Source organism: Bacillus sp. AR13-1 (assembly GCF_008042285.1).
Lineage (GTDB): Bacteria > Bacillota > Bacilli > Bacillales > Bacillaceae_G > Bacillus_A > Bacillus_A mycoides.
Map to the genome: position 1 here is coordinate 58,317 of NZ_QNUA01000030.1, position 21,876 is coordinate 80,192.

Below are 21,876 nucleotides of genomic sequence, written 5' to 3' on the forward strand. Positions count from 1 at the left end.
AACTGAAAGGTTTTTCGTGTAGTAATGCTCCGGTGTTTAAAAAGTAAGAAGTCTTGGAGGAGATAGACTACCCGTAAAACTGTATTTTAAAAGTACTACATTGTATGCAAGAGGATATTTTGTAATGCATGGTTAACTGTTGGAAATGTGTATTGATATCCATGTTTAATAGCTTTATTGGGTAATACATGTTGCCCTTCTAATACAAGTATACTCATCTCACCGAGTAAAGCGCGAAGTACAAATGAAGGAACAGGTAGCCAATGAGGTCGCCTAGTTATAGTGGCAATAATTTCACCGAACTCTTTCATCCGTATTGGCGTTGGCGCTGTAATATTAAAAGGTCCGTCAATTTCTTTTTTGTGAATGATGAAATCAATCATGCGAACGACATCGTCTATATGAATCCATGATAACCATTGGTTTCCAGATCCAAGTGTACCGCCGATATATAATTGATAGGGAAGTAGCATTTTTGGAAGAGCTCCTCCATCTGCGCCTAATACGACTCCAAATCTTGTGTAGACAGTTCTTATTCCAATGGAGCGGGCTTTAGATGCTTCTTGCTCCCACAAATATACTGTGTTTGCTAAAAAGTCATCTCCTGGAGTCTCTTGCTGTTCTGTAAAAGATTCGGTTTCAGATGTCCCATAGTATCCAATGGCACTTGCATTAATAAATGTGTGTGGCTTTGTTTCAAGTGTTTGTAATTGTTTAATGAGTCCTTTTGTTGTTTGAATTCTACTGTTTAAAATTGATTCTTTTTGTTTTTTTGTCCATCTACTATTAATAGATTCTCCGGCTAGATTAATAACTACATCGATAGAGGAGAGAGGGAAGGTCTGTAAATCCGGTGTCCACTGTACGTATTGAAGGTTAGTGTGTGAAGTTTCAGCAATTTTTTTTCGAGTAAGAATGTAAACAGTAAATCCCTTTTGAATAAAAAAACTAGAAAGGGATTTGCCTATAAAGCCAGAGCCACCAGAAATTGCGATTTTCACAATCATTTCCTCCTCATTATATATATTCTTGAAAAGAAAAAACGTTCCTTGACTATGTTAAAATAATAGAGAGGTGAGAGTATGACTGTCATTACAAAAATAGAAGTGCAAAAACGATCGAAAGAACGATTTAATATTTATATTGATAAAGGTCAAGGCGAAGAGTACGGGTTTAGTGTGAATCAATCAATCTTAATGAAACATGGGTTACAAAAAGGCTTAGAAATTGATGAAGTAGCGTTAGGGAATATTTTGTACAATGAAGAGGTACAAAAAGCATATTTACAAGCGATTTCCTATTTATCCTATCAAATGAGAACAAAACAAGAAATAGAAGATTTCTTACGAAAAAAAGAAGTGGGACAGGCCATCATCTCTGAAGTCGTTTCGAAATTATTACATGATCGATATATTAATGATAAAGAGTACGCTATTTCATACGTGCGAACGCAAAGTAATGTGAATCAAAAAGGTCCAACTGTTATTAGGAGAGGGCTATTAAGTAAAGGTGTTCAGGATTTAATCATTACACATAGTTTACAAGAGTATCCAAAGGAGAAGCAAATGGAGAATGCTTTGTTTCTTATAGAAAAGAAGAAAAAATCTTATCAAAAGCATTCATTTTTACAAATGAAGCTAAAGTTAGATGAAATGCTTGTTCGTAAAGGATATTCTAGAGATGTGATTCAAATTTGCTTGGAAGAATTGAAAGACGAAAAAGATGACGAACAGCAAGAAGAAGCGTTACACTATCATGGGAATAAATATTATGAGAAATATAAGAAGTATGATGGTTGGACATTCGAAAATAAGGTGAAGCAAGCGTTATATCGAAAAGGATTCTCTATTGATGAGATAGATATATTTTTACAAATGAAACGTGAAGAGGGATGAGGAAATAAGATGGGTACGCCAAAACGCTATAGTGAAATGACACCACATGAGCTAAGGGAAGAAATTGGGGTTTTGAAGGAGCAAGCAGTAAAGGCTGAGCAACTTGGAATTGTAAATGAATTCGATGTATTAATGAGAAAAATGGCTATGGCTCGTGCTTATATGATAGATATAAATAAATTCCATATTGGTGAGACATATGAATTAGTAGAAGAACCTGGTGTGGTATTTAAAATTACGTATTTCAATGGGGTATTTGCTTGGGGATATAAGCAACATGATAATGAAGAGATTGGAATACCAATTTCCTTGCTACAAGAAAAATAAAAACCAGAGAGCGAATCTCTCTGGTTTTCATCTTTGGTAGGCGTTAAAGGAGATAGGAGATTCTAAAATTGGCGTTTTTTACATTCGTTTGCCAGTATAATGAGAGACTGGGTTTGTTGCGTCTGTCCGTTAACTTGCGCCTTCGCATGTTTTGGACGAGTCCACGTATGGTTAAATAATTCAGAACGACGATCTAAATGGTCACGGTAGCTCATCTTTATCACCTCGTGTAGGAATTTAATTTGTACTACTCTTCCTGCTGATTTGCAGCACGCATACGCTCTTGTGGGTGCGTATTAATTGTGCCGTTAGGTCGTTTCGAAGCGAAGCGTGATTTCGCTTTCGGTTGACTGTCGATTTTGCTGTTGTTTTTTGACTCAGACCAAAATTCGGCTTGTCTACCCATTAAGAACGCCCCCTCATTATCAGTTGATACCTCTTTAAGAAGTATCACTTATAGAATGTGCAAAATAGAAGAAACTATCCTTTAGAAATTAAGGGAATAAATAGGTAAAAGGAGAATAGAACATGAATGATATTTATGAAACATTAACGAAAGAATTATTAGATAAAAATGACAACCTTTCTTACGCACAAGCTCGTGCATGGGTTGAATTACTGTGGGAAGACTTCCGAACAACTTATGCTAAATCAGGTCGTTACCAAGGTGAGGAAATGACTGAACAAGTGGTACGAACATGGGTTAATAATCATGGAGGGCGCCTTCATGAAATGCGTACAAATAATCCGAAGTATAGCCATTTAATCAATCAAGAAGATCATTTGAAACATTAAAAAAAGCGACGTAGGTCGCTTTTTTTAATGTGGAAGCAATTCCAGTTTCTTTCGAAGTTTCTCTTCGCTGAAAATCCATCCTGTATATGAACTAATAATATTTAAATTTTGATCGAGCTGAACGATTGCGACGAATGGATAATAATCTTTACTTCGATACCGCAAATCAATAAATCGAACTTCATAATAGTTATCATAATCGAAAATATCCCAGCGATATACAGGCGAGAAAGATAAGAAAGCAGATATATTTTCATCTCGCACAGCGGCTTGCATAATGGCGGTATTCGGGAACGGTACGCGATTAAATTTATCGTATACAAGGATGTTACCGCGGTGCCATCTTGCTACGTAGTAATGTTCAGTTGTAACGACGGCTAAATGATAATGATAAAATTTGTAAGAAGGAGAAATAATTACTTTCTCTACATTTTTGAAACGTTTGTATACTACACTTTTAATATTTCGATGCATCATAATGCGGCCGATATAGTAAACAAACATTAATATATACGCTGCTAAAGCAGTATAGCCTTTATGTGCTCCGACAAGCATACAGGCGATAGCAAGTATATGGATAAAGAAAATGACAGTATCAAACGTATTAATTATACCGAGCGCTACCCATTTTTTTGTGAAGGGCCTTAATGCCTGTGTACCATAGGCATTGAAAATATCCACAAAGACATGAAGAAAGACGGCAATAAATGACCAAAGTAGTAGATGCAGATAGGGAGCGTCTGAAAAGAAGGCGAAAGAGATGCCACTTATAAGGAGTGACCAAAGGATCACTGCAGGGATGGAATGAGTAATCCCGCGATGATTTCTTATATATTTAGCGTTATTACGCAATTTTAAAACTGTATCGATGTCAGGAATATTGGAACCGGCAATTGTTGCAAGCATCACTGCTTGTGGCCCAATATCACTTTGTGCTATAGCTGGATCTAATGTTGCCAAACTGCCTAGAGTAACGCCCATAACAAGGTGAGTGGCTGTGTCCATAGAAATCCACCTCCGTTTTTTATTAATGTAACTCTTTTTATTCGATACCTCAAGTCCTTTGCCTTCTATTTCCTATGTCATCTTACTTAAATTTTTTCCTAAAATCTTTATAATAGTACGTATATGCAAAAAAATGAGGGGGATCAAGTTTGACACTTGAAATATTAAATGAGTTTAACATAGAACAGTTTCAAAATGATTTAATTGGTTGGTTTGAAAAAGAACAACGTGATTTACCGTGGCGAAAAAATAAAGATCCATACCGTGTTTGGGTTTCAGAAATTATGTTACAGCAAACAAGGGTAGAGGCTGTAAAACCATATTACGCAAATTTTATGGGGAAGTTTCCTACGCTTGAAGCGCTAGCAACTGCCGATGATGAAGAAGTATTAAAAGCATGGGAAGGCTTAGGTTATTATTCTAGAGCACGAAATTTACATGCTGCAGTAAAAGAGGTAAAAGAAGTATACGGCGGGACAGTACCGAGCGATGTAAAGAAAATTGAAAAATTAAAAGGAGTGGGACCATATACAAAAGGTGCCATTTTAAGTATTGCATATGGCATACCAGAGCCAGCGGTTGATGGAAATGTTATGCGCGTATTATCTCGTATTTTATCAGTGTGGGATGATATTGCAAAACCGAAAACGAGAAAAGTTTTTGAAGAGATTGTGCGTGAAATTATTTCTATAGAAAATCCATCTTATTTTAACCAAGGTTTGATGGAATTAGGGGCATTAATTTGTATACCGAAAAATCCATCTTGTTTACTTTGTCCTGTACGTGAACATTGCAGAGGGTATGCTGAAGGTGTTCAAAAAGAACTACCAGTGAAGAGTAAAGCGAAAGCACCTACAATGGTACCGCTCGTTGCGGGAGTACTTCAAACTGAAGATGGCCGTTACGTAATTAATAAACGCCCAAGTACGGGATTACTGGCTAATATGTGGGAGTTCCCGAATATTGAACTAAGTGAAGGTATTCGTAATCAAAAACAACAGCTTACGGATTATATGAAGGAGAGCTTTGATCTCTCTGTTTCTATTGATGAATACGCGATGAATGTACAACATACTTTTACACATCGTACTTGGGATATCTTCATATTTTACGGAAAAGTAACAGGTAATATTGTCGAAACGGATACATTAAAGTTTGTATCGAAAGAAGCGTTTGAACAGTTACCTTTCTCGAAATCACATCGTACAATTTACGAAAAGTGTGTTGAGAAAATTACAATGCAGTAAAGTGAAACTTTAATCAGTGGGGGGTTTCTTCATCCCCCACTGATTATTAGCCCTCACCAATCGGGCTTTTATGGGCAGCCCGACCCCAACCTAACTTCTTTGCTTTCGCTGCATTTTGAGGTGGGGTCTTACTGCCCGGCAAATAGCGGGATAAATAATAAAAACGTGTTCCAGAACTTTGGAACACGTTTTTTTATATTGAAAATAAATTTGTATTTTGAGGTTGAAAATCCACGCGTTTATAATCCGCCCCGTGACTCGATTTCTTTCACAACTTCTTTATAAATCGTTTGTCCCTCTACATTTAGATAAGGCATAATTTGCTGAAATGAATGATGAAAATAAGCTAATTCATCCTCTTTCCATTCATTTTTGGAAATCATAGTTAGCTCAGTCATATCACGTCCAGTATACATATTCCCACCTCCATCATATGTAGTTTGAATGAGTGATAAGAGATATATACGTGAATTTTTAAAAAGAAAATTAGGGATAACTTCTAAGTGAATTGGTTACATTATTGATTGTGGAGGTGAGAAAGATGAGTAAAAAACAACAAGGTTATAATAAGGCAACTTCTGGTGCTAGCATTCAAAGTACAAATGCTAGCTATGGTACAGAGTTTGCAACTGAAACGAATGTACAAGCAGTAAAACAAGCGAACGCACAATCAGAGGCACAGAAAGCACAAGCTTCTGCTGCTCAAAGTGCAAATGCTAGTTATGGTACAGAGTTTGCAACTGAAACAGATGTGCATGCAGTGAAAAAACAAAATGCACAATCAGCTGCAAAACAATCACAATCTTCTAGTTCAAACGAGTAATGAAAGAAAAACACTTCTCCAATTCGAGAGAAGTGTTTTCTTTGTGTGCGTGTCACTGTAATGAAAATAAAGGGAACGACATAACTTCTAATAAGTCAACAAATATAGTCAAAGGAGAAAGAAGTTCACGATTAGAAAATATGTAATAGGAATTATAACTGGCGAATGAATCAAAAAGGGGGTAAGTGATGAACGATTTTGATAAGTTGGTAGGAGAGCAGTTGGAAACGATGGATGAGCTTTTAAAGTTACAATCACATTTAGAGAAGTATCAGCAAATTGAAATGAGTGGAAGGGATACGTGCGATAAAAAAGAATTGCATTTTATCCGTCAAGAAATATATAGAACAGAAATAGCATTAAAACTTTTGCATGAAAAATTTGAACAGCAAACGAATAATGTGATTCAATCTTTTGAAACCGAAAAAATAATTTCAAATTAAGGGTGAGATATGTTGTTGATTTTAGGTGAAAAGTCCTTTCTTAAACAGAGGTGAGGGGGCTTTTCTTTTTGTTATATCTTCGTTTAATCTTCTAAAATACGTATTGCTAATTCATAGGAAATGTTCCTTCGTTAAAAGGGTTAGTGATGTGGTATTCAATAATACAAACTTCATTATATTCCTCATGAAAACAAGTGTCCTATCGCTTTAGTTTTAAAATTTTGACAAAAAAGTTATAATAGAAAAAAAGTGAATGCAGTTCAAGGGGTAGTTAAGACAACTTAAGAAAAGCATTTGCGGTTGAAAGAAGGGAGCATATATGGGATTTCCCAAAGAAGGAGAAAAGGTACAAATACATAGTTATAAACATAATGGCTCCATTCATAGAATGTGGGAAGAGACAACAATTTTAAAAGGAACGCAGAGCCTTGTGATCGGAGCAAATGATCGTACAGTAGTTACGGAATCAGATGGTCGAACATGGGTTACTCGCGAACCTGCGATTTGTTACTTCCATGCTAATTATTGGTTTAATGTAATTGGAATGCTGAGAGAAGAAGGAGTATATTATTATTGTAATTTAAGTTCTCCTTTTGCATATGACTCTGAAGCATTAAAGTATATTGATTACGACTTAGACATTAAAGTGTATCCAGATATGACATATACACTTTTGGATGAAGATGAGTATGAAAAGCATAGTCAAATCATGCAGTATCCACCTGTTATTGATACAATTTTAAAACGAAATGTAGCACATTTAACACAGTGGATTCATCAAAGAAAAGGTCCATTCGCACCGGATTTCGTAGATATGTGGTACGAAAGATATTTAATGTACAGAAATTAAAACAAACCTGCAGGGAATTTCCCGGCAGGTTTGTCCTATTAGAGGGGGGATTATGTGCAAGGTATAAAAAGATATTTACAATTTGTTAAACCATATCGATGGCTTATTGCTATTACAATTATTATTGGTCTTGTGAAGTTCGGTATCCCGCTTATTATGCCATGGTTATTAAAGTATATTATTGATGATGTTATTCAAGGCACGGGATCGCTTCAAGAAAAAACGTCTCAATTAATAACCGCAATTGGGATTGCTTTTTTTATTTTTGCAGTAGTAAGACCGCCGATAGAATATTATCGTCAATATTTCGCGCAGCGCATTGCCAATACAATACTATACGATTTACGAAAATACATTTTTGGGCACTTGCAAAAATTGAGCTTACGTTATTATTCGAACACAAAAACAGGGGAGCTTATTTCACGTGTAATCCATGATGTAGAACAAACGAAGGACTTTGTAATTACTGGTCTTATGAATGTCTGGTTAGATACTGCAACAATTGTTATTGCCATTATCGTTATGTTTTCTATGAATATAAAATTAACCTTTGTTGCTTTATTAATCTTACCTATTTATGTAGTTGCAGTGAAATATTTTTTCGGGCGCCTTCGAAAATTGACGAAAGAGCGCTCGCAAGCGTTAGCAACTATGCAAGGGTATTTACATGAACGTATTCAAGGGATGCAAGTGACACGTAGTTTTGCATTAGAAGAGTATGAAAGAGGACAGTTTGAAAAGAGAAACAATGAATTTTTAACGAAAGCACTAACTCATACGAGTTGGACGGCGAGAACGTTTTCGGTAGTGAATACGTTAACGGATTTAGGGCCGTTACTTGTTATTGGTTTTGCGGCATATGAGGTAATTCAAGGGTCGTTAACACTGGGTACGATGGTTGCTTTTGTTGGATATATGGATAGTTTATATAGTCCGCTTCGTCGCCTTGTTAATTCATCTACAACATTAACACAGTCTTTCGCTTCGATGGATCGAGTGTTTGAATTGTTGGATGAAAAATACGATATTGTTAATGTGCCAAATGCGGTGCAAGCGAAAAGGCTAGATGGGGAAGTTATATTTGATAATGTTTCTTTTCGTTATAATGCGGATGAAAAAGAAATATTGCATAATCTGTCATTAACTATGCGCCCGGGAGAGAAGGTTGCGCTTGTAGGGGCAAGTGGAGGAGGAAAGTCATCTCTTGCTAGTTTAATTCCGCGTTTTTACGATGTTTCTGAAGGTGCAGTTTATATAGACGGGATAGATGTAAGAAAGTATAATATGAGAAATTTACGTAGTCATATTGGAATTGTGCTACAAGATAATTTATTATTTAGCGATACAATCGGGGCTAATATTTTATATGGCAATCCGAAAGCTACAGAGGCGGAAGTGATTTCAGCTGCCAAAGCTGCACAAATTCATAATTTTATTACAGAGTTGCCAGAGGGCTATGATACTGTCGTTGGGGAACGTGGTGTGAAATTATCTGGTGGACAAAGACAGCGTGTAGCAATCGCACGGGTTTTTCTAAAGAATCCGTCTTTACTTATATTAGATGAAGCAACTTCCGCTTTAGATTTAGAAAATGAACGATATATTCAAGAGGCACTGCAAACGTTAGCTGCAGATCGGACAACAATTATTATTGCACATCGATTAGCGACGATTACGCATGTTGATACAATTATTTATGTTGAAGATGGTGAAATAAAAGAAAAGGGTTCTCATGAAGAGTTAATGAAAAAGAGGGGGTTTTATTACAATCTATATCAACTTCAGCATATAACAGAAACAGCTCCTTTAGCGTAAAAGGAGCTGTTTTTTTATTCGTCTTCTTTTTTATCTTCGATTTGGAGTTCGCTTTCTGGTTTATGGTATGTGTAGAAGCTATCCACAAGTAAATCTAAATGCTCTACTTCCTCACTGTAGTTAATAATTGAAGAAATAAGAGGGAAGAGGTGTAACCATATTTTATATGCTTCCTCATCGTCTTTATTTTGATAATCCATAAAGATATCAATCAATTCTTGTTTACCGGTTTCAACTTCATCAAGCATCTCAACGGATTGTTGTTTCTTTGCTTTACCAATAAATTTTAATAACACTTGTTCGTGATAATGCGTTAATGAATCAAGTTCGTTTTGAATAGATTCCTGAAACTCTTCTGGCATATAGCGCAGTTCATTTTCGGTGCGATGTAATGATTTTAACGTGCTTAAAGCGCGGCTTGTTGTCGCTAACATTTGTCTGAATAAAACGAGCTTACGAATTTTCGCGAATTGTATTTTTTTCGTATAGCTTCTTTCTTCTTTATACAGCAAATAGTAATGATTTAGTTTAATCATTTTTTCTTTCATGCGATCAATATCGGTTTTTAGCGTTGTAAAATCAGAAGCTTGCCTACTGTTCATACGAATCCATTTAACAATTTCCTCTGTATTATCAACGATGCGATGGTAAAGTTTTGTTTCATATTTTGGCGGCATAAATACTAAATTTACAAGCGAAGCCGCAATAATTCCAATCATAATCGTCGCGAATCGAAGTAAGGCAAAATTAAAGAAATCTTCGCCTTGATACTCCATAATGGCGATAACTGTTACTAAAGCGAGTGATATTGTTTTTTCTAAGCGTAATTGTAAAGTAAGAGCAATTACTAATATACACGTTAATCCAATAATAAAAGGATTATGTCCAAAAGCAGTAGCAAATACGATAGCGAATACAGCACCAATTACGTTTGCTTGAATTTGCTCAAGAGCAGTTAAATACGAGCGGTATACAGACGGTTGAACAGCAAAGATAGCTGAGATTCCCGCAAATACAGGACTCGGTAATTGAAGTAAAATACAAGCAAATAAAGCTAATGTAATGGCAATACCCGTTTTTAAAATGCGAGCACCAAGTTTCATACCCTTATTGATATCCTTTCTCTTGTCATAATGAATGTACAACATGATACTATACATTCATTACAATATGTTAGCAAGTGATATTTTAGTGACGTTAAAAAGTTTAATAAATAAATTACAATCAATTTATAATTTCTCCAAATTCTCTTTAAACATCTATTCTTTAATAAAAAAACCTGCTGAATTTCAGCAGGTTTCAAATTGTTATTCTAGATTACTATGCGATGTTCGCTTCGTCAATTTTTTTATGAAAATAAATATTGTACATGTCATTCAGTTGAAATAGATGGATCCGCCTGTTCTTTTTTCGGGATAATTTCATAGAAGTGAAGCTGGATATCATCTAATAATGGCGTTAACAAAGCGACTTCTTCATATTGTTCGTGCTCATTTAATACACGAATGTAGTCTAATAATAATTCATTCACATCTTGCAAACCATTTTTACTAATTGGCTGCAATGTTACATTTGCACCTTTAGCAATTCTTCTTTTTAAAGCGTGTTCTGTTAAACCTAAGTTTGGCTCATGATGTAAATAAACAACACCACCAGTCATGCCGGCACAAATCCATGGACCAGGATCTCCTAAAACAAGAGCGCGACCATTTGTCATATATTCAAAAGCAAATCCTTTTATATTAGAATATACTCCGATATTTCCTTGTTCTTTTTCGCGGAGTGGTTTTGTAATTCTGCCTCCAATTATCATATCTGCTCCAGAAAGGCGAATGCCAGCACGAGCATCAGCGTTACCTTGCACGTATAATGCACCTTTTTGAGCGCCGTATCCAAATCCTTTTCCGACAGATCCGTTATAATATGTTCCATTTTTACCTTTTGCTTTCGTTATATAAATGCCACCGCCAAATGAAGTTTTACCGATACCATCTTGCGCACCGCCATTTACGTGTATAAATAAGTTTTCGCTATTGTAAGCACCTAATCCATTTCCAGGAACAGAGCCATTTGTATACTTTAATGTAAGTGGTTCAAGCTTTGTATCTTCATATAATTTACTGCGAACGCGATAACAAGATTCTAAACCGCCCATAACTCGTTGTTCTACGCCAACTCCTACTAATTCTTTTGAGTGAGGAGAATGCACTGTTTCAAATTGTTTTTCTTTTACAGATACTGTTGTTGTAACAGTTGGATTTTCTATTGTTTGCAGTAAATTACATAACTCTAACAAATCTTGACCTCGAACTTGTTCTAATAAATTGGAACGCCCGACAATTTCTTGTAAATTTGTATAACCGAGTTGCCCTGTTAACCGTTTCAATTCTACACCGAAAGTGGTGAATAGGCTTAATAGCCCTGTAACTGCGCTTTCTAATTCACGTGGAACGAAACGGCGCAGTCCATGTTCTTTCGCTTGAGCTTCAGATTCAATTTGTGTTGCAATTCCGACGTGGCACGTATCAAGATGACAACCACGGCAAGTTGTACAGCCGATTGCAATCATTGATAATGTGCCAAATCCGATCCGGTTTGCTCCGAGGAGCATGATTTTTAAGGCGTCATTTACACTTCGAATACCGCCATCTGCCCAAATCTCTACTTTATGTCTCATATTTGCTTCTAGTAACGCATTGTGAGCAGCTTTAACACCAATCTCTACAGGAAGACCAACATGTTGCAATGCGTGAATACGCGCAGCACCTGTTCCGCCATCAAATCCACTAATGTTAATAAAGTCAGCGCCAGCTTTTGCGATACCGACAGCAATTGTTCCGATGTTAGGAACGACAGGAACTTTTACAGCTACTTTTGCAAGATGATTAGCCGTTTTAATTTCTGTAATCATTTGAGCCAAGTCTTCAATTGAATAAATATCATGGTTGTTAGAAGGTGAAATTAAATCCGAACCAATTGTAGCATTACGTGCTTCCGCAATTTTGGCAGTCACTTTTGAACCAGGCAAATGTCCACCTTCACCAGGCTTTGCTCCTTGACCTATTTTAATTTCAATTAAATTTGATGAATTTAGTAGTTCAGCGTTTACTCCAAATCGGCCAGATGCAACTTGTTGTCCGCGTGTATGTGGGTACTTACCAATCATATCTTTAATTTCGCCGCCTTCACCGTTCAAACTAATCATATTTAGCTGATCGGCAGCTTCTGCATACGCGCGAAAGGCAATTTCATTTTGAGAACCAAATGACATGGAACTAATAATAAATGGTAAATCATGATTGTGAATGCCGATGGACACTTCTTCAGTCGGAACTACATGCTGTGCTTGTTTTGTTTGAACAAGGTGCCTGATTGTGATGGGAGTGTTTTCTTCTAATTCACTTAACTTGTCGCGGTAATCATCATAAGAGTTTCCTTTTGCAACATCACCAATTGCTTTCCAAATCCGCGGGAATATATGAAATGATTTTCGCATTCTAATTTTAGGGTTGTTATAATCATCTGCCCGCGATTTTGCATCTTTAGCAAGCGATTCAAGTGAAAAAGCTAAATCATTTGAACCGAAGAAATTCGTAATTTGTAATATATTTGCGATTTCCTCATGTAATCCAATGGAGGAGAAGAGGCGACCGTAACCGCGTAATTCATGAATTCCAATCGTTGAAATTACTTTCTCTAGTCCTTTATTAAGTGCGGTATACAAATTAGTAATTGGTACTTTTGTTTCATCATTTACCGTTGCGAACAATAAATATGGATTAATACCATCTGCCCCTAATCCGTATAGCGTGACGATATCGTGTAAGGAGCGAAGGGCACCGGAACGTATAACGAGAGAGCATTTCCGGCGTAATTTATTTTCAGTTAATGCTTGATGTACTTTAGCAGTAACTAAATGTGGGTCAATCCATAACAGTTCATTTTGATGAGATTTAGCGTCATCTAATAATAGTAGGGAAGCACCATTTTTAACGGCTGCTATCGCTTCGGAACTAATTCGATTTAATGCGATTTGTAGAGTTTCTGATGGACTAAATGTAACAGAAATTGTAGAGACAGAGCTATGAGTAATGAATAGCTGTATAAGTTGTTCGTACGTAATCGTGTGTAAGTCTGCCGCGATAGATTGAGCTAAATTCCCTTCTAAAATAATGGGTGAAAGCATCTCGATTACAAATGGTTGTTTAGAGTTATCTAATAAACCCGGACGCTCTCCGAGTACAGTACGTGTGGAGAAGTGTTCAACTTCGCGATCGCGATCGATTGCTGGATTTGTAACAACGGCTACACTTTCCTTAATGAAATCAGCAATATTTCGTCTATCTGTATCAAGTGCGGCAAGTGGTGAGTCATGCCCAAGTGACCGAATTGGTTCGACGCCTTTTGTCGCCATTTGTTCAAGGAGCTGAATATGTTCTCGATCCCAGCCGAAAGCGACGTATTGATTCGTTTCAACTTGAACCGAATCACATAATCCCTCAGTTTCTTTCGTTTCAGGGATAGATAAGTTTACATGATAATTGGTAACATCGATTCGTTTCTTAAAACGGTTATATACTTCAATTTGATAATTGTCGTATTCATAGAGAACCAGCTCATCTTGTTGATTCCATTTTAAGCCAACTTTTTCTCCAGGAGCGAGTGGTTTCGGCTCTGCTACATATTCAGTTGGTGATACAACGCCAGGTTCAGAAGAGAAAATATAGGAGCTCTCTGTCTCTACTTTCCAAACTGGGCGTAATCCAAGGGAATCGACACTGAAAACAGCTTCATCTTTATAACGTGAAATAATACCAGCTGGACCTTGTGCGAAATGCCCCCAAGCCTCACGTATATAAGTGTATAAGTTTTGTAAGTTTGTTTCGTAAAGTTTTATTTCATTAATAATTGGTGGAAATAATATATCCATTGCTTCAAATAAACTGTAGTTATACTGAACGAGAAGGGTTTCTAAGGTGCGGTTTAAATCTTGGGAATCACTGCCCCCGGCAGTAAGTGGTACATTAATCATTTCAGCTTGATCGCGTAATTTGGCAATTGTATTAATTTCACCATTATGTCCGAGAATGCTAAATGGTTGTACACGAAAAAAATTAGATAATGTATTAGTAGAATAGCGATTATGTCCTAGTGTCATAGTTGAAGCGATAAGTGGGTGTTGTAAATCGTTGTAATAAGCAACGAGTGTATCTCCAGCACCTAGAACTTTATATACAACATGATCACGACTTAATGAGGCAACATGAATTGCTTCATTTTCTTCGATTTTTATTGTTACAGAAAATAATGTTTGTTCAATATTTTTAACTTCACTTTCGGCGATAAGGGCAATTTGCCAAAATAAAGGTTCTTCTTGTTTACCAAGCGGACCGAGTGCATCTGAGTTTATTACATCATCATTTTCGAGAACAATTGTAAAGCTTTCATTGTTTAGTTGCGTACGAATGTAATCTTTTAACTCAGCAATGTTTTCTTTTTTGTTTAGAAAAAAATGTCCAACGATAAAGTGGGGATGATCCACAATCGTTGGATTATATCCGCTACTTTTCAGTTTTTCATTCCAAAGTGCTTTTGGCATGTCGATATGAATTCCGATACCATCTCCTTCGCCATTAATGAAACCAGCTCTATGATTCATTTTGACTAGCGATTGTATACAAAGATCGATGTTTTCTTTTGTAGGAATTCTTCTTTTTTCCATAACGGAAACGATTCCACACGCATCATGTTCTGCATTTCTATAATCTCGAAATAAAGACGGTGTCCATTTATTTTTTTTATTGAGCATCCGTCAATCCCCCCTCTTTTAAAAGATTGAATAATCTTACTATTTAAGGTGTAAATCACCTTGTACACAGAGATAATAACGATCTAAAAGAATATAAAACAGATAATTATGAATAATTATACTATTAATGTGGGATTTATGAAATAGAAAAAAGGAAAAAAGAAAGGTAAGCTTTCTTTTTTCCTTGTAATGACAGTATTATTTATTGTCTGCTAAAGCAGCAAATGCTCTTCCAACAGCTTCAATTGTATATTCGATATCTTCTTTTGTATGTTCTGTCGTTAAGAACCATGCTTCATATTTAGATGGTGCTAAATTAATACCTTCTTGAAGCATAAGTTTGAAGAATCTACCGAACATTTCACCATCTGTATTTTTGGCTGCATCGTAATCTTCAATTGTATTTGTCGTGAAGTATACAGTTAATGCACCCTTTAGGCGGTTTACTGTAATATCGATGTTATGTTTTGTAGCTTGCTCTAAAATTCCTTTTTCAAGCATTGCGCCAAGTTCATCTAATTTCTCGTATACGCCTTTTTGTTGAAGTACTTCTAAGCAAGCGATACCTGATGCCATAGAAGCAGGGTTTCCTGCCATTGTACCTGCTTGGTATGCAGGTCCTAGCGGGGCAACTTGTTCCATAATTTCTTTCTTACCACCGTAAGCGCCAATTGGAAGTCCGCCGCCAATAACTTTACCAAGTGCAGTTAAGTCTGGTGTTACACCAAGTAAGTCTTGAGCACCACCGTACATAAAGCGGAAAGCAGTAATAACTTCATCATAAATTACTAATGCGCCAGCTTCGTGAACAAGTTCGTTTACTTTTTCAAGGAATCCTGGTTTAGGCTCTACAATACCGAAGTTTCCAACGATTGGCTCTACAAGGATAGCTGCTACTTCATGTCCCCATTTATCTAACGCTTCTTTTAAGGTTTCTACATTATTAAAGGGAACGGTAATAACTTCTTGTGCAATACTTTGTGGCACACCAGCTGAATCAGGAGTTCCAAGAGTAGAAGGACCAGAACCAGCTGCTACAAGTACTAAATCGGAATGACCGTGGTAACAACCAGCGAATTTCATAATTTTTGTGCGACCAGTGTAAGCGCGGGCAACACGAATGGTTGTCATAACGGATTCTGTACCAGAGTTTACGAAGCGGACTTTATCTAATGCAGGCATTGCTTCTTTTAACATTTTTGCAAATTTTACTTCTAGTGCTGTTGGCGTTCCGTATAGTACACCATTTTCAGCAGCTGTTGTAATTGCTTTTGTTATATGCGGGTGAGCATGTCCAGTAATAATAGGACCGTATGCTGCTAAATAATCGATATATTTATTTCCATCTACATCCCAGAAATAAGCACCTTTTCCACGTTCCATTGCAACGGGAGAACCGCCTCCAACTGCTTTGAAAGAACGAGAAGGACTATTAACACCACCAACGATATGTTCTAAAGCTTCTTTATGTAATGCTTCTGATTTCGTGAAATTCACTACAATTCATCTCCTTACAAAAATCTATGTATTATTCTAACATGTTTTTAGAAAAGACGTATTGTTTGTGATAGAAGGAGCAGTTGGGTAAACTATTCGTTGTGACATTTAGGAAGGGGGTCCGATTATGAAATCGGTAATTGAGGTACAAGGGTTACGTAAAGAGTTTACAGCCTATTCAAGTCGTCCGGGATTAAAGGGTGCATTTCGCGATTTATTAAATCGTAATTATAAAATAGTACCAGCAGTAAATGATGTGTCTTTTACTGTGAAGCAAGGTGAAATGGTTGGTTATATTGGTGAGAATGGTGCTGGTAAATCAACGACGATTAAAATGCTTACAGGGATTTTGACTCCGACTTCAGGACAAATTACAGTGAATGGAATGAATCCACACAAACAGAGAGAAGAATTTGTGAGAACAATTGGTGTTGTTTTTGGTCAGCGCTCTCAGCTTTGGTGGGATATTGCGGTACAAGAATCATTTCGTTTATTGAAGAAAGTGTACGGTGTTTCAGACGCTCAGTATAAGGAACATATGGAGCACGTAATCGAAACGTTAGATATTGGTCCTTTATTAGATAAGCCGGTCCGAAAGTTATCTCTTGGCCAAAGAATGCGCTGTGAATTAGCGGCAGCATTAATTCATAATCCACCGTTATTATTTTTAGATGAGCCAACAATTGGGCTAGATGTTCTTGTGAAATTGAAAATACGTGAATTCTTAAAAGAGATGAATGAACGTTATAAAACAACAATTTTATTAACAACACATGATATTACTGACATTGAAGCTTTATGTGAGCGCGTTATCATGCTGGATGAAGGAAATATTATGTATGACGGTTCGTTAAATAACCTTCGCACACAGTGGGGAGCAGAGAAGGAAATCCATTTTCAATTTGTCGCTCCAGTTTCTTATCAGATGTTATCGATGGTTATGCCAGATAGTCAAGTCGTTTGGTCAAAAGCGAAAGAGGAAAATGCGTGGGTTGCAAAAATCCCGAATGAAGAAATTATTATTTCAATGCTTATTTCTAAAGTAGTACAAGCTTTTCAAATTAAAGATTTAAAAATTAACGAAGTGTCTACAGAGGAAATTATTCGTAACATTTATGAAGAAGGTATTAAGCATGGGTAAGTATATTGAAATGATTCGCATTCGTTTTTTAATGATGCTTGCTTATCGTACAAATTATTACAGCGGGATATTAATTTATACAATTAATATCGGTGCGTATTATTTTTTATGGCAAGCGATTTATAGCGGGAAAGAGAATATTGAAAGTTTATCTATTTCGCAAATGACTACGTATATTGCGATCGCATGGATGGCACGTGCTTTCTATTTCAATAATATAGATAGAGAAATTGCGATGGAGATTCAAGAAGGACGTGTGGCGGTAGAACTAATTCGTCCATATAATTATTTAGGAATGAAAGTTATGCAAGGTCTTGGTGAAGGGATATTTCGTTTTGCATTCTTTTCAATCCCAGGTATGATCATCGTTACATTGTTATTTTCATTACAAATTACAACGAATTTTCAAACGTGGTTATATTTCTTCTTATCGTTAATATTTAGCTTTATCATTAATACACAAATAAATTTAATGACGGGAATGCTTACATTCTTCTTATTTAATAATAGTGGAATTATGTATGCAAAACGTGTTGTGATTGATTTATTTTCTGGTTTATTATTACCGATTAGTTTTTATCCATTATGGGCCCAAAAAGCAATGGTGTTTTTACCGTTTCAAGCAATTAGTTATATTCCGAGTATGATTTTCTCTGAAGGTATACAAGGAAGTAAGTTATATGAAGCTTTGTTATTTCAAGTGATTTGGGCAATTATACTTATTATTCCAATTGTACTGATGTGGAAAACGGCGAGAAAACGTCTAATCGTACAAGGGGGATGACGAGATGATATATATAAAATTATTTTTGCAATATGCAAGTCAATATATAAAAACAAAATTGGAGTATCGTGGCGATTTTATCGTCGGATTACTTTCAGATTTATCACTACAAGCTGTTAATTTAATCTTCATTCTCGTTGTGTTTGGGCATACCCAAGCACTAAAAGGGTGGAGCCGAGAAGAAGTGATCTTTATTTATGGGTTCTTTTTAGTACCGTTTGCCATTTTTTCAGCTTTCTTTAATATATGGGACTTTAATGATCGTTACATTATTAAAGGAGAAATGGACCGTATATTAACGAGACCGATTCATAGTTTATTTCAAATTATATTAGAAAGAATGGAACTTGAATCTTTAATTGGAGCTATTACGGGGATTATTGTGATGGGTTATGCAGCAATGGAGCTGCAATTATCTTTTTACTGGTATGATTTCTTCTTATTCCTACTCATGGTAGGGGGAGGGGCACTTGTATACGGCGGGATATTTGTTACGCTTGCAAGTTTTGGCTTTTGGTCGGATGCGAAAAGTTCCATTATGCCGCTTATGTATAACATAGGGAATTATGGACGCTACCCTGTTGATATTTATAACCGTGTTATTCGCTTTGTTTTAACGTTTGTTTTACCGTTTGCATTTGTTGGGGTATATCCAGCAGCATACTTTTTAAGAAAAACAGAGTGGAATAGCTATGCTTTCGCAACTCCAATTGTTGGTGTTATCTGTTTTACTATTGCAATTACCCTCTGGAATCAAGGGGTTAAAAGATATCGTGGTGCAGGAAATTAATTATAGAAGCTTGTTCGTTTCTAAGGGATAAATCAGCTACAGTCCTCATACATATAAAACGAGGTGGAGGACATGTTATGGGGATTTATTCTATTAATTGCAGCAATCGCTATTTTGAGAAGTGTCCAATTATTATGGAGTTCATATTCAAATTCCAATCGTTTCTTTTCGCTGTACAATTTAGCTACGTTGTTTTTGATTTATACAACGGTACTGATTGCGTTTGGATTAAGTTATGTTGTGCTAGAGGAAATGGGTTTTGCAGTTTTGAAAGAAGATGGGGATAGGTTAAGTGCTCATTCCTTTCAGCTCGTTGAAATATGTTTATATTTTAGCGCGGTTACTTTATTGTCCGTTGGATATGGTGATATAGCTCCGATTGGAATCGGAAGATGGATTGCAATTGGAGAAGCGCTAATTGGATATACATTACCGTTTGCCTTTGTGATGAGATCTGTAATAGACAATGAAAAATAAGGTCGCATTTGATATAGTAAAAGAAAAGAGAAGGAGTGATAACAATGATTACAGTAGGAGAAATGGCACCAGAATTTACATTAGAAGGAAGTAACGGAGAACAAATTCGCTTAGCTGACTTTCGCGGTAAAAATGTAGTCCTATATTTTTATCCGAAAGATATGACTCCGGGATGTACAACTGAAGCATGTGATTTTCGTGATGCATATGGATTATTTCAAGAGAAGGATACGGTTATACTTGGTGTAAGTCCAGATTCAGCAAATAGACATATGAAATTCATTGAGAAGCATGAGCTTCCATTTGTACTTTTAGTAGACGAAGATCATAAAGTAGCAGAATTGTACGATGTTTGGAAGCTGAAAAAGAACTTCGGAAAAGAGTACATGGGAATTGAGCGTTCTACATTCCTTATTAATAAAGACGGTGAGCTTGTAAATGAGTGGCGTAAAGTGAAAGTGAAAGGGCATATTGAGGATGTTCTTTCTTATATAAAATAAATCTATATTAATGAGGAGAAAAAATACATATGTAAGGCATGCGTCTATACATATTTTCTTGCGATACATAAAGTGAAAGTGTAGGGCATACCTCCTCAGATGATAGTATTCCAAGTGCGATTATGTCGCACTTTTTTCTATGTAAATGTATAGGGAATGGGGGAAGATACATAAGAATAAGGCTATATACGAAAATAAACCACATACTTATAGTAGAAATATTGACGATTTATAAGAAAAAGAGTACACTCTTTATAAGAATTATAAAATAATAATCCGTATAGAATCGGGGTGCATGACGGTGGTCAAAGAAGAATTAAAAGAAGCGCTAGAAATGCTGAAAAATACGGGTGTACGCATTACTCCACAGCGTCATGCTATTTTAGAGTACCTTGTGGAATCTATGACGCACCCAACAGCGGATGACATTTATAAAGCATTAGAAGGTAAGTTTCCAAATATGAGTGTTGCAACTGTCTATAATAACTTACGTGTGTTTAAAGAAGTTGGACTTGTAAAGGAATTAACTTATGGGGATGCTTCAAGTAGATTTGATTATGTTACAAGTCAACATTATCATGTGATTTGCGAAAAATGTGGTAAGATTGTTGATTTTCCTTATGGAGGATTGGAACAGCTTGAAGAGGAAGCTGCAAAAACGACAGGCTTCGTTATTAATAGTCATCGCTTAGAAATTTATGGCGTTTGTCCAGAGTGTCATAAGGCGTAATATATAATAAAGAAAGAGGCTGACGGCTATACGTCGACCTCTTTCTTTATTATATATGGGAATCGTGTTAGACTCATGAGGATTTAAAATGTTAAGTGAAGAATCAAATTTAATAAGAACAAATACAAGAGGTGATTTCTTAGTTAAGAAATCACCTTTTTAATGAGATGAAACTTCTTTAGTTTTGTAAGCTCCATATACCTATGATTTATAACTCTTCTTATTATATTTCTCATCAAATTCTTTTCCTTCTAGATTTCGATCAAGTGTTAAAGGTTGATTGCAATGCATACATGCGTCGACACGACCGAGCATTTTTGTTGGTTTATCGCAGCTTGGACAAATAATTTGTATCGTTTTTGTAGATAACATACCAATCCAAAAGTAAACAACAGTGCTAGCGATGACAGCTAAAAAACCAACCATCATAAAGGTTGTCATAATAATGATGTTTTCGCGAAAAAAGACACCTAAGTATGCAATGAAGAGGCCGATAAATACTAAACTCAATGCAAAGGTTCGGATTTTATTAATTTTGTTCGAATATTTAATACCCATTCCCACCACACTCCTATAGGAATAATATAACACACAATTTAGAATGTTTTATGAAAACGAAGGTGATGATTAAATTTATCACTTATTAAAGAACAGTAGTGCTTTCTTTTAAGATGAAATACAGAAAGAGATTAGGTGGAAGGAGCATGTCTATAAAAGAGGAGTAGTAATTTTTTTCTATAGTTAATTTAGTTTTTTAACGGGATGTGAAATTTTTTTAGAAAAAGTATTGACCCTATATATACTGCGTGATATATTAATAAACGTCGCTGATGCGGAAACGCAGTAAACGACAAAAAAGAAATTTAAAAAACTTAGTTGACATCGAAAAACGAAGATGTTAACATAAGGAAGTCGCAATTGAGTGACGAAGTAGTTCTTTGAAAACTG

The 21,876-nt window shown here is 36.0% G+C and carries 23 protein-coding genes; 14 read left to right on the forward strand and 9 right to left on the reverse strand.

The window, feature by feature from the left end:
- Positions 1 to 95 precede the first annotated feature (95 nt).
- Complete coding sequence (locus DN408_RS20975; RefSeq protein WP_002140287.1) at positions 96 to 1,001, reverse strand: TIGR01777 family oxidoreductase; 906 nt, start codon at positions 999 to 1,001, stop codon at positions 96 to 98.
- Between the two features lie 81 nt (positions 1,002 to 1,082).
- Between DN408_RS20975 and recX the strand changes: the two genes are divergently transcribed.
- Entirely contained in the window at positions 1,083 to 1,895 is an 813-nt protein-coding gene (recX, locus tag DN408_RS20980) for a recombination regulator RecX (protein WP_002125056.1), read from the forward strand.
- 9 nt (positions 1,896 to 1,904) lie between these two features.
- On the forward strand, positions 1,905 to 2,222 hold the full coding sequence (locus DN408_RS20985) for a YfhH family protein (RefSeq protein ID WP_002010323.1): 318 nt from the start codon (positions 1,905 to 1,907) through the stop codon (positions 2,220 to 2,222).
- A gap of 62 nt (positions 2,223 to 2,284) precedes the next feature.
- Here DN408_RS20985 and DN408_RS20990 read toward each other — a convergent pair whose 3' ends face one another.
- Positions 2,285 to 2,437 (reverse strand): YpzG family protein, encoded by a 153-nt coding sequence (locus DN408_RS20990; protein ID WP_002010325.1) that lies wholly within the window; start codon positions 2,435 to 2,437, stop codon positions 2,285 to 2,287.
- A gap of 32 nt (positions 2,438 to 2,469) precedes the next feature.
- A complete protein-coding gene (locus DN408_RS20995; protein WP_002125059.1) occupies positions 2,470 to 2,628 on the reverse strand; it encodes a small, acid-soluble spore protein K in 159 nt (52 codons plus the stop codon).
- Between the two features lie 122 nt (positions 2,629 to 2,750).
- On the opposite strand from DN408_RS20995, the gene DN408_RS21000 reads away from it, so the two are divergent.
- Positions 2,751 to 3,017: a YfhJ family protein gene (locus tag DN408_RS21000; RefSeq protein WP_002010328.1), complete on the forward strand. Its 267-nt coding sequence runs from the start codon at positions 2,751 to 2,753 to the stop codon at positions 3,015 to 3,017.
- Between the two features lie 24 nt (positions 3,018 to 3,041).
- Here DN408_RS21000 and DN408_RS21005 read toward each other — a convergent pair whose 3' ends face one another.
- The gene (locus tag DN408_RS21005; RefSeq protein WP_002125060.1) at positions 3,042 to 4,022 is read right to left on the reverse strand and encodes a metal-dependent hydrolase; all 981 of its coding nucleotides are present in this window, start codon (positions 4,020 to 4,022) and stop codon (positions 3,042 to 3,044) included.
- Positions 4,023 to 4,171: 149 nt separating this feature from the next.
- Between DN408_RS21005 and mutY the strand changes: the two genes are divergently transcribed.
- Positions 4,172 to 5,269, forward strand: coding sequence for an A/G-specific adenine glycosylase (gene mutY / locus DN408_RS21010; protein ID WP_002091125.1), 1,098 nt, complete (start codon positions 4,172 to 4,174; stop codon positions 5,267 to 5,269).
- A gap of 239 nt (positions 5,270 to 5,508) precedes the next feature.
- Here the strand turns inward: mutY and DN408_RS31565 are convergent, their stop codons facing one another.
- Positions 5,509 to 5,685 (reverse strand): hypothetical protein, encoded by a 177-nt coding sequence (locus DN408_RS31565; RefSeq protein ID WP_002091123.1) that lies wholly within the window; start codon positions 5,683 to 5,685, stop codon positions 5,509 to 5,511.
- A 125-nt stretch (positions 5,686 to 5,810) separates the two neighbouring features.
- Between DN408_RS31565 and DN408_RS21015 the strand changes: the two genes are divergently transcribed.
- From DN408_RS21015 to DN408_RS21030, 4 genes are all read left to right on the forward strand, one after another.
- The gene (locus DN408_RS21015; RefSeq protein ID WP_002125062.1) at positions 5,811 to 6,092 is read left to right on the forward strand and encodes a gamma-type small acid-soluble spore protein; all 282 of its coding nucleotides are present in this window, start codon (positions 5,811 to 5,813) and stop codon (positions 6,090 to 6,092) included.
- A gap of 188 nt (positions 6,093 to 6,280) precedes the next feature.
- Positions 6,281 to 6,535: a YgaB family protein gene (locus DN408_RS21020; protein ID WP_002010338.1), complete on the forward strand. Its 255-nt coding sequence runs from the start codon at positions 6,281 to 6,283 to the stop codon at positions 6,533 to 6,535.
- Positions 6,536 to 6,854: 319 nt separating this feature from the next.
- Positions 6,855 to 7,385: a nucleoside tri-diphosphate phosphatase gene (ntdP, locus tag DN408_RS21025; protein ID WP_000506630.1), complete on the forward strand. Its 531-nt coding sequence runs from the start codon at positions 6,855 to 6,857 to the stop codon at positions 7,383 to 7,385.
- Between the two features lie 54 nt (positions 7,386 to 7,439).
- Positions 7,440 to 9,200 carry an ABC transporter ATP-binding protein gene (locus DN408_RS21030; protein ID WP_002169212.1) on the forward strand — a complete coding sequence of 587 codons (1,761 nt, stop codon included), beginning with the start codon at positions 7,440 to 7,442 and terminating at the stop codon, positions 9,198 to 9,200.
- A gap of 14 nt (positions 9,201 to 9,214) precedes the next feature.
- Here the strand turns inward: DN408_RS21030 and DN408_RS21035 are convergent, their stop codons facing one another.
- From DN408_RS21035 to hemL, 3 genes are all read right to left on the reverse strand, one after another.
- Positions 9,215 to 10,303, reverse strand: coding sequence for an aromatic acid exporter family protein (locus tag DN408_RS21035; RefSeq protein ID WP_002063696.1), 1,089 nt, complete (start codon positions 10,301 to 10,303; stop codon positions 9,215 to 9,217).
- A 269-nt stretch (positions 10,304 to 10,572) separates the two neighbouring features.
- Complete coding sequence (locus tag DN408_RS21045; protein WP_078178178.1) at positions 10,573 to 15,009, reverse strand: glutamate synthase-related protein; 4,437 nt, start codon at positions 15,007 to 15,009, stop codon at positions 10,573 to 10,575.
- Positions 15,010 to 15,207: 198 nt separating this feature from the next.
- Positions 15,208 to 16,506, reverse strand: coding sequence for a glutamate-1-semialdehyde-2,1-aminomutase (gene hemL / locus DN408_RS21050; protein WP_002125067.1), 1,299 nt, complete (start codon positions 16,504 to 16,506; stop codon positions 15,208 to 15,210).
- A gap of 127 nt (positions 16,507 to 16,633) precedes the next feature.
- Between hemL and DN408_RS21055 the strand changes: the two genes are divergently transcribed.
- The 6 genes from DN408_RS21055 to perR all read left to right on the forward strand — a co-directional run bounded on the left by DN408_RS21055 (position 16,634) and on the right by perR (position 20,928).
- The gene (locus tag DN408_RS21055; RefSeq protein WP_000843656.1) at positions 16,634 to 17,647 is read left to right on the forward strand and encodes an ABC transporter ATP-binding protein; all 1,014 of its coding nucleotides are present in this window, start codon (positions 16,634 to 16,636) and stop codon (positions 17,645 to 17,647) included.
- Positions 17,640 to 18,431, forward strand: coding sequence for an ABC transporter permease (locus tag DN408_RS21060; protein WP_002125069.1), 792 nt, complete (start codon positions 17,640 to 17,642; stop codon positions 18,429 to 18,431). Before DN408_RS21055 ends, DN408_RS21060 begins: the two co-directional genes overlap by 8 nt.
- A gap of 4 nt (positions 18,432 to 18,435) precedes the next feature.
- Positions 18,436 to 19,221, forward strand: coding sequence for an ABC transporter permease (locus DN408_RS21065; RefSeq protein WP_002125070.1), 786 nt, complete (start codon positions 18,436 to 18,438; stop codon positions 19,219 to 19,221).
- Between the two features lie 72 nt (positions 19,222 to 19,293).
- A complete protein-coding gene (locus DN408_RS21070; RefSeq protein ID WP_002125072.1) occupies positions 19,294 to 19,698 on the forward strand; it encodes a potassium channel family protein in 405 nt (134 codons plus the stop codon).
- A gap of 44 nt (positions 19,699 to 19,742) precedes the next feature.
- On the forward strand, positions 19,743 to 20,198 hold the full coding sequence (gene bcp, locus DN408_RS21075; protein WP_002029647.1) for a thioredoxin-dependent thiol peroxidase: 456 nt from the start codon (positions 19,743 to 19,745) through the stop codon (positions 20,196 to 20,198).
- Between the two features lie 301 nt (positions 20,199 to 20,499).
- Positions 20,500 to 20,928 (forward strand): peroxide-responsive transcriptional repressor PerR, encoded by a 429-nt coding sequence (gene perR / locus DN408_RS21080; protein WP_000237831.1) that lies wholly within the window; start codon positions 20,500 to 20,502, stop codon positions 20,926 to 20,928.
- A 201-nt stretch (positions 20,929 to 21,129) separates the two neighbouring features.
- Here the strand turns inward: perR and DN408_RS21085 are convergent, their stop codons facing one another.
- On the reverse strand, positions 21,130 to 21,486 hold the full coding sequence (locus tag DN408_RS21085) for a YgzB family protein (RefSeq protein WP_002125074.1): 357 nt from the start codon (positions 21,484 to 21,486) through the stop codon (positions 21,130 to 21,132).
- Between the last annotated feature and the right edge of the window lie 390 nt (positions 21,487 to 21,876).

Excerpts from the sequence above, each read along its gene's own strand:
- ntdP (WP_000506630.1), top strand. The coding sequence starts at position 6,855 with ATGGGATTTCCCAAAGAAGGAGAAAAGGTACAAATACATAGTTATAAA.
- DN408_RS21000 (WP_002010328.1), top strand. The coding sequence starts at position 2,751 with ATGAATGATATTTATGAAACATTAACGAAAGAATTATTAGATAAAAAT.
- DN408_RS21060 (WP_002125069.1), top strand. The coding sequence starts at position 17,640 with ATGGGTAAGTATATTGAAATGATTCGCATTCGTTTTTTAATGATGCTT.
- DN408_RS21065 (WP_002125070.1), top strand. The coding sequence starts at position 18,436 with ATGATATATATAAAATTATTTTTGCAATATGCAAGTCAATATATAAAA.
- recX (WP_002125056.1), top strand. The coding sequence starts at position 1,083 with ATGACTGTCATTACAAAAATAGAAGTGCAAAAACGATCGAAAGAACGA.
- DN408_RS31565 (WP_002091123.1), bottom strand. The coding sequence starts at position 5,685 with ATGTATACTGGACGTGATATGACTGAGCTAACTATGATTTCCAAAAAT.
- DN408_RS21055 (WP_000843656.1), top strand. The coding sequence starts at position 16,634 with ATGAAATCGGTAATTGAGGTACAAGGGTTACGTAAAGAGTTTACAGCC.
- DN408_RS21020 (WP_002010338.1), top strand. The coding sequence starts at position 6,281 with ATGAACGATTTTGATAAGTTGGTAGGAGAGCAGTTGGAAACGATGGAT.
- DN408_RS20990 (WP_002010325.1), bottom strand. The coding sequence starts at position 2,437 with ATGAGCTACCGTGACCATTTAGATCGTCGTTCTGAATTATTTAACCAT.
- DN408_RS20995 (WP_002125059.1), bottom strand. The coding sequence starts at position 2,628 with ATGGGTAGACAAGCCGAATTTTGGTCTGAGTCAAAAAACAACAGCAAA.
- DN408_RS21015 (WP_002125062.1), top strand. The coding sequence starts at position 5,811 with ATGAGTAAAAAACAACAAGGTTATAATAAGGCAACTTCTGGTGCTAGC.
- DN408_RS21005 (WP_002125060.1), bottom strand. The coding sequence starts at position 4,022 with ATGGACACAGCCACTCACCTTGTTATGGGCGTTACTCTAGGCAGTTTG.
- bcp (WP_002029647.1), top strand. The coding sequence starts at position 19,743 with ATGATTACAGTAGGAGAAATGGCACCAGAATTTACATTAGAAGGAAGT.
- DN408_RS21070 (WP_002125072.1), top strand. The coding sequence starts at position 19,294 with ATGTTATGGGGATTTATTCTATTAATTGCAGCAATCGCTATTTTGAGA.
- DN408_RS21045 (WP_078178178.1), bottom strand. The coding sequence starts at position 15,009 with ATGCTCAATAAAAAAAATAAATGGACACCGTCTTTATTTCGAGATTAT.
- DN408_RS21085 (WP_002125074.1), bottom strand. The coding sequence starts at position 21,486 with ATGGGTATTAAATATTCGAACAAAATTAATAAAATCCGAACCTTTGCA.
- DN408_RS21035 (WP_002063696.1), bottom strand. The coding sequence starts at position 10,303 with ATGAAACTTGGTGCTCGCATTTTAAAAACGGGTATTGCCATTACATTA.
- DN408_RS20985 (WP_002010323.1), top strand. The coding sequence starts at position 1,905 with ATGGGTACGCCAAAACGCTATAGTGAAATGACACCACATGAGCTAAGG.